The sequence below is a fragment of the Rhodoplanes roseus genome (genome assembly GCF_003258865.1).
Taxonomy (GTDB): domain Bacteria; phylum Pseudomonadota; class Alphaproteobacteria; order Rhizobiales; family Xanthobacteraceae; genus Rhodoplanes; species Rhodoplanes roseus.
Window position 1 is genome coordinate 1 of sequence record NZ_NPEX01000284.1, and the last position, 7,324, is coordinate 7,324.

Genomic DNA, 7,324 nt, shown 5'->3' on the forward strand with positions numbered 1-7,324 from the left:
CACTCCAGGGGAGGGTGAGCCGAAACGCCCCCTACCCCCTCTTCAGCAGGGCCACGTCGGCGAGCTGGGGGAAGGCGTTGCCGGCGCCGGCGAGGATTTGGCGGGCGGCCTTCGAATCCTCGTTCATCCGGTCGATCAGGTCCTCGACGGCGCGGAACTTCAGCTCCGGCCGCAGGAAGGCGTAGAAGGCGATGTCGATGGTCTTGCCGTAGAGGTCACCCTTGAAGTCGAACAGGAAGGCCTCGAGCAGCGTGACGCCCGAGTCGAACATCGGCCGGCGGCCGAAATTGGCGACCCCGTCGAAGCGCTTGCCCTCGACCCCGACCCGAACCGCATAGACGCCGTGCTTGAGCTTGCAGTTGGGGTCGAGCCGGAGATTGGCGGTCGGGTAGCCGAGATCGCGGCCGCGCCGGTCGCCGTGGACCACCTCGCCCGACTGGAACCAGGGATAGCCGAGCAGCCGCCAGGCGTGCTCGGCCTCGCCGCGCGCCAGGGCGGAGCGCACCGCGCCGGACGACACCCGCTCGCCGGCGTCGAGCAGCGGCGGCGCGATGTCGACCGTGAAGCCGAGCCGGCGTCCCTCGTTGGTCAGCGTCTCGGTGGTGCCGGCCCGGCCCTTGCCGAACTGGAAGTCGAAGCCGACCGCGACGCCGGCGACCTTGTAGCGCTCGACCAGCACCTTCTGGACGAACTCGCCCGGCGGCAGCGAGGCGAGCGCCTTGTCGAAGCCCATCACGATCGCCCCGTCGAGGCCGGTGGCGGCGAGCAGCCGCACCTTCTCGTCGACGCTGGAGAGGCGGAACTCCGGCGTCTCCGGGCTGAAGAAGGCACGCGGATGCGGCTCGAACGTCATCGCGGCGGCCGGCTTGCCGAGCGCATGGGCGCGGGCCTGGGCGGCCTGGATCACGGCGCGGTGGCCGCGGTGGACGCCGTCGAAATTGCCGAGCGCCACCACGGCGCCGGCGAGCGCGTCGGGCGCCGGCGCGTCGAGGCGATCGCGGACCAGACGGAAGGAGGTCGCCGGAAAGGAAATGTCGGTCATGGATGCAGCACGATCACGGGTTGCGGACGAGGGAAGCGGCACGCCGAAAGCAGCGGCGCGGCACGGCGGAGGGGGTCGGCAGACGGCTCTCGACGGGCGCTGTCATGTTCCGAAACTGCGGTTAACGATTCTCGGCGACCGTCCCTAAACCACGATGAAACTTGGGCGTTTTGCGTTCCGCCAATTCCGAGCCGGCGGCGTGGGCGCAATCCCCGAGAGCCTCGATTAACCGGATATTCAAATGGCGCTGCTAGCGTTGGACCCAGTGGGGAGAAACCTGGGTGTATCTCGGGCGGTGGGACCTGTCCACATTCCACAGAACTAGCGACAGGACGCTGCGTACTCCCGGTTTTATGCGTAACGGAGTGAGGACATGGCTGTCGACCTTTCGATGCCCGTGCTCGTCGTGGACGACTACAACACGATGATCCGGATCATTCGCAATCTGCTCAAGCAGATCGGGTTCGAAGATATCGACGACGCGGCCGACGGCTCGGCGGCGCTCGGCAAGATGCGCGAGAAGCGCTACGGCCTCGTCATCTCGGACTGGAACATGGAGCCGATGACCGGCTACGAGCTCCTCAAGGAGGTCCGCGCGGATCCCGGCCTGTCGAAGACGCCGTTCATCATGGTGACGGCCGAGTCGAAGACCGAGAACGTGATCGCGGCCAAGAAGGCGGGCGTGAACAACTACATCGTCAAGCCCTTCAACGCCCAGACCCTGCAGAGCAAGATCCAGGCGGTCTTCTCCGACTAGGATCGCGGTCCGTCGCCGATCCCTTTTTCGACGACGCCGGCCCAGCCCGCAAACGGTAGATGTTGGAGAAACTCGCCATGGCGAGGGTCAAGACGCAGCAGCTCGAGAGCCTCATCGAGTGCCTGCACGAAAAGCGTCGTGGTGAGGTGTCGCTGACCGACGTGCTGTCGCTCGCCGAGATCACGGCGCAGTCCCTGCAGGTCTTCTTCGAGACGATGGACACCGCGGTCTATCGCGAGATGAAGGAGATCGCCGGCTACATCGAGCGGATGCGCGGCGAGATCGGCGCTCTGCAGGTCGACGAGATCAAGGGCAGCCGCATCCCGGCCGCGGGGCAGGAGCTCGGCGCCATCGTCAAGTCGACCGAGGGCGCGACCAACACGATCATGGAATGCGCCGAGGCCCTGATGGCCGCCGACACCAGCGACGTGAAGGCCTACGAGCAGCTGGTGCAGGCCAAGATGATGGTGATCTTCGAGGCCTGCTCGTTCCAGGACATCACCGGGCAACGCATCGCCAAGGTGGTCGAGACGCTGCAGAACATCGAGAGCCGCGTCAGCCGCTTCGCCAGCGCGGTCGGCCCGACCGGCGCCGGCACCCAGGTGTTCGCGACCGAGCAGGAGAAGGCCCGGGCCGAGCGGGCCGAGCGCCTGCTGCTCAACGGTCCGCAGCTCGACGGCCAGGCCATCGACCAGCACACGGTCGACGACATGTTCGCGAGCCCCGCCCCGGCCAAGCCGGTGGCGTGCAGCAACCAGTCGAGCATCGACGACCTGTTCAAGTGACGAGGCCCCGGCCGCACGGCCGGATCCGCCCACTCCGCACCGGCCGGGCCCCCGCCCGGCCGTTGGCGTTTTTTGGGGGACGCCGGTCGCGCGGCGCGGGCGTGGGCTGCAGCCAGCAGGGCGCGTCTCGAACCATGAGGCCACCGCGCCCCGCACCGCCTGAAAACGTCGCCGGCAAAAGAATGCGTTCTCGCACGTGGCCAACCGGGCGGCCCACGCCTGCATGGGCCCGTCGACCGAGCCGGTTTCACCGGAGCCGGATGGCTCCCGGCGCAGCCACCGGGGAATCACGGCCTCAGGCTGCAATAGCTGCACAACACAGCCGACTTCGAATGGAAGCAGCTCCGTATACCAGCGGCATCGGGGGCTCACTCTCTCCGTCACCCTGAGGTGCCCGGCCCCCCGGGGCCGCGTTTCGCACGACGCAAGGACCGGGCCTCGAAGGGCGACGGCCGCGGCGTCGTGGCCGCATCCTTCGAGGCTCGCGCCCGACGGCGCAACGCGCCGCGGGCCCTAGCGCCTCAGGATGACGGGTCGAGGTCGCGGGCCGTTGGTATTATCCGTAGGGAATCCGTCTCATGGCGATTGCGGTTCGGTTGCGGCATTTCCAATCTGGCTTGACCAAGACCGGATATGTCGGGTTCAGCTGGACGAGCTTCTTTTTCAGCGGGATCCCGGCGATGACCCGGGGCGACGTCGGCATCGGCCTCGGTGTCCTGCTCGGGACGATCGTTCTCGGCGCGATGTCGTTCGGACTGCTCGCCTTCGTCGTGAATCTCGTCTGGGCGTTCGTCTACAACAAGATGTACACGACGAAGCTGCTCGAGGCCGGCTATCAGACCGAGGACACGCCCGAGATTACGGGCCGGGCGCGCTCGGCGCTGGGGATCACCTGAGCCGTAGGACGGGTGGAGCCGAAAGGCGAAGCCCATCGCCGTCCCGCAGCCGCCCGGCGTACCGGGTGCTCCGCCCTCGCGGAGCGTGACGACTGAAAGCCAGTAGCCCATTGCCGTAGGGCGGATCAGCGCAGCGTGATCCGCCATCGGCGAACCGGCGGACGACGGCGCTTCGCGCCTGATCCGCCCTGCGGGCTCTGCATCTTCTCGTAGCCCCGGTGGAGCGCAGAGACACCCGGGATTCGGCACCGAAGTTCGGACGAGAAAGTCCCGGATATCGCTTCGCTCTATCCAGGCTACGCTTGCTACGCTTGCTCAAGTCCCCGATATCCGCGCGAGATAGCGAATATGGGCCAATAGAGCTTCCGTCGCATCCAGCGGCCCACCGATGAGGCGTTCAATCCGCTCGGTTCGAAAGCGGGGCGTCGGTTCTGGCGTGTTTCGCGGGAGAACACGCACCTCGCTGCGCGAATTCAGACATTCCAACACCAGCCGCGCAATCCGTTCCCACGTGATGATATTGCGATCGACACAGATATAGGCCGGATGCGGATCCGCCGCCGTGGTGAGAAGGCGGACGGCTTTTGTGACCGTCGAAACGTCCGAGAATTGGCGTCCGTCATCGCGCACCACCTCGATGGCACGGCCTTCAGCAGCAGCGGCCACCATCGCCGCGACACGGTTGTCGCTGCGAAAGGAACCTCCAGCAAACGCCGGCAGACCGACGACGGGGCCCGGACGCACGACGACGCCCGTCATCTTGTGCTTCGCGCATGCGGCGCGGAGAACCAGTTCGCCCGCCGCTTTGGTCGCACCGTAGAGATCGGTGGCGCTAAAGCCATTATCCTCGCTCATCTCTCCGGCAAACGGACGATGCACGGCTACCGACGATAAATACAGGCACCGCGTGAGACCGGCATTGCCGGCGGCTTCGAACAGCTTCGCTGCAACGGCGGTGTCGCGCATTTCAAACTCGTCGCCGGGATCGCCCCAAATGATCGCGGTATGGACGCAGACATCGTGTCCCGGCAACACCGCGGCAATGCGCGCGTCATCTTCCAAGTCCATCTCGACGACGGTCAGTTGCGGATGCCGCGCGATGGGACCGAGTTTCTCTGGGGAACGCAACACAGCGGTTACGTGATGCCGCGCATCGAGTAGCGCGCGCAAGACGTGGAGCCCAGTGTACCCTTTGCCGCCGGTCAGGACTGTTCTTATGAGATTCACTCCTTGAATGGCACGGGGCGCACGCCTTCAATAAGAAAGGGAGCCCGTAGGGCGGATCAGCGCAGCGTGATCCGCCATCGGCAGCCAGGCGGATGCCGGCGCTTCGCGCCTGATCCGCCCTACCGCACGTTCGACCTGATCACGTCACCACGCCAGGCGGCGCGTCACCGCGGCGGGGAGGATGCCGGCGTCGGTGAAGATGGCGGCGAGCGCGCCGTGGTCGATGCTGTCGCGGCCGCCGAGCTCCTCGGCGTGGATGCCGGCGGTGACGAACAGGCAGTCGATGCCGAAGCCGGACGCGCCCCTCAGATCGGTGCGCACCGAGTCGCCGATCGCCACCACACGATCGAGCGGCACGTCGGCGCCGCGCAGCCGCTGCGCGCAGGCGAGCGCGCGCTCGTAGATCGGCCGGTACGGCTTGCCCGTGAACATCACGCCGCCGCCGACCGCCTCGTAGGCGTCGGCGATCGCGCCGGCACAGTAGACCAGCACGTTGCCGCGCTCGACCACCCGGTCCGGATTGGCGCACACCATGAACAGCTCGCGCCGCCGCATCGCGGCGAGCAGGTCGCGATAGTCGTCCGGCGTCTCGGTCTCGTCGTCGTAGAGGCCGGAGCAGATCACGTAGTCGGCGTGCTCGACGTCGGTGAAGCGCAGGTCGAGGTCGTCGAACATCGAGGTGTCGCGCTCGGGGCCGATATGCAGCGCGGCGTCGGCACGGCGCGCCTCGATCTCGGCGCGGGCCACGTCGCCGGAGGTGACGACGGCGTCGTAGGCGTCGCGCGGCACCTTCAGGCCGTCGAGGAACTGGACGACCACGTCGCCGTCGCGCGGCGCGTTGGTGAGCAGCACGACGCGGCCGCCGCCGGCCCGGAACCGCTGCAGGGCGTCGACGGTCTCGGGGAACGGCGCGACGCCGTTGTGGATGACGCCCCACACGTCGCAGAAGGCGACGTCGTAGCGGCTCGCCAGCGGGGCGAAATGGTCGGTCAGCAGCGGGAACGGGATGCTCATCGGGATCCGGACGGTGGGGAGGAGCCCGAGGTCCTAGCCGATCGCCGCCGCTCCGTCACCCCGCCCGGCCCGGTCACCTGGATCTTCGGCCCGCGGTCTGCCGCTTAAACCGAGAGCAGTGCCGGGACCCGCCTATTTGCGCGCCAGCATGCCGCGGGCGATCTGCGCCAGCACGGTGCCGGGATGGCCGCGCACGGCGCCGATCGGCCGCCGCTCGGCCGGGATCACCGGCGCCGCAGCGGCGCCGGGTGGCAAGGCGGCGGCCAGGGGTGGCGAGGGCGCCGGCGAGGGAGTGGCAAGGAGCGGCGAAGGGGGTGGCGAGGGAGTCGGCAAGGGAGCCGGCGTCGGCGCGGCGGCGATGAGCGGCGGCGACTCGGGCATCGGAGTCGGCAGCGAGACCGGGACGGCGGCGGCGGACGGAGGAGGCGCCGCAGCCGCCGCAGGAACTGCCACAGGAGCGGGCGCCGCCAGCGGGGTCGGCTCGGGGGCCCGGGCGGCGACCGGGACGGCCGGCCTAAGTCCCAGCACGGCCGCGAGATTCTGGGCCGGCGGCGCGGCACTCGCGGCGGCGCCCGGGGCGGGGGCCGACGGCTTGCCGTCGAACGCGCCGGCGAGGTCGGCGGGCCGCTCGGCGCCGCCCTGCAGGACCTCCGGCCGGACCGGCCGGGGCGGCGAGAACAGGAAGCCCTGCCCGTACTTCAGGTCGTAGTCCAGGAGGTCCACGACGGTCGACTCGGTCTCGATCCGCTCGGCGATCAACTCGATCCCGTAGCGGCCCAAAAGTCCCGACAAATCAGCCGGATGGATGTCGGTCGCGGGGGCCGCGTGGCGGGACAGGAGCAGCGAGGCCGGGACCTTGACGAAGCGGAAGCCGCGGTCGGCGAGGTCGCGCGGCTCCAGCCGCATGTCGCCGACATGGTCGAGCGAGAAGCGGAAGCCGCGCTCGGTCAGCGCCGCCAGGCTCTCGTTCTCCATCGGCCCGAAGGAGCGGTAGGCGTCCTGCCGGAACTCGAACACGAAGGACGGCGCCAGGGCCTTGTTGGCGTCGGCGAACTCGTTGAATTGCGGGAAGAATTCCGGGTCCACCAGGGTCGCGGCGGAGACGTTGCAGAACAGGCCGATGTCGCGGTTCTTGCCGAGCAGGCGGCGCACCACCTGGACGGCGCGGAACAGCATCGCGTTGTCGAGCCGGGCGATCAGCCCGCCGGCCTCCGCGACGGGCAGGAAGTCGGCCGGCATCACGACCCCGCCGTCGGCCGTGCGGAGCCGCGCAACCGCCTCGTAATACCGGACTTTTCGCTGCGGCAGCATGACGATGGGCTGCAGCAGGAGCTCGACCCGGCCGGCGTCGAGCGCATCGCGCACGATGCCGAGCGACGCCTCCCGCGAGCGGCCCGCGAAGAAGCCGCGCCCGGTCGACGGCCCCGTCGCCGGCTCCTGGCCGCCCCCTTGGCCACCCCCCTCGCCGCCCCTCGCCGCCGCCTCGCCACCCGCCTGGCCGCCCCTGGCCGCCGCCTCGCCGCCGGCGGCGGCGGGAACGACGTAGGGACTGCCCGGCGCGCCGGAGCGCAGCAGCGTGTCGTGGGTCGCGACCGTCTCGGCG

General features: G+C 69.0%; 7 protein-coding genes. 3 read left to right on the forward strand and 4 right to left on the reverse strand.

The window, feature by feature from the left end; translation table 11 throughout:
* Positions 1-31: 31 nt before the first annotated feature.
* On the reverse strand, positions 32-1,042 hold the full coding sequence (locus CH341_RS25845; protein WP_111421844.1) for a bifunctional riboflavin kinase/FAD synthetase: 1,011 nt from the start codon (positions 1,040-1,042) through the stop codon (positions 32-34).
* Positions 1,043-1,415: 373 nt separating this feature from the next.
* On the opposite strand from CH341_RS25845, the gene CH341_RS25850 reads away from it, so the two are divergent.
* From CH341_RS25850 to CH341_RS25860, 3 genes are all read left to right on the forward strand, one after another.
* Positions 1,416-1,799, forward strand: a complete 384-nt coding sequence (locus CH341_RS25850) for a response regulator (protein ID WP_111421845.1) — start codon at positions 1,416-1,418, stop codon at positions 1,797-1,799.
* 77 nt (positions 1,800-1,876) lie between these two features.
* Positions 1,877-2,584: a protein phosphatase CheZ gene (locus CH341_RS25855; protein WP_111421846.1), complete on the forward strand. Its 708-nt coding sequence runs from the start codon at positions 1,877-1,879 to the stop codon at positions 2,582-2,584.
* A gap of 680 nt (positions 2,585-3,264) precedes the next feature.
* On the forward strand, positions 3,265-3,480 hold the full coding sequence (locus CH341_RS25860) for a hypothetical protein (RefSeq protein WP_245431252.1): 216 nt from the start codon (positions 3,265-3,267) through the stop codon (positions 3,478-3,480).
* 315 nt (positions 3,481-3,795) lie between these two features.
* Here CH341_RS25860 and CH341_RS25865 read toward each other — a convergent pair whose 3' ends face one another.
* From CH341_RS25865 to CH341_RS35390, 3 genes are all read right to left on the reverse strand, one after another.
* Positions 3,796-4,707, reverse strand: coding sequence for an NAD-dependent epimerase/dehydratase family protein (locus CH341_RS25865; RefSeq protein WP_170149811.1), 912 nt, complete (start codon positions 4,705-4,707; stop codon positions 3,796-3,798).
* A 144-nt stretch (positions 4,708-4,851) separates the two neighbouring features.
* Positions 4,852-5,721 (reverse strand): TIGR01459 family HAD-type hydrolase, encoded by an 870-nt coding sequence (locus CH341_RS25870; RefSeq protein ID WP_170149812.1) that lies wholly within the window; start codon positions 5,719-5,721, stop codon positions 4,852-4,854.
* Between the two features lie 132 nt (positions 5,722-5,853).
* Positions 5,854-7,324: EAL domain-containing protein (locus CH341_RS35390; protein ID WP_210208616.1), on the reverse strand; the 1,471-nt coding region annotated here is incomplete at its 5' end.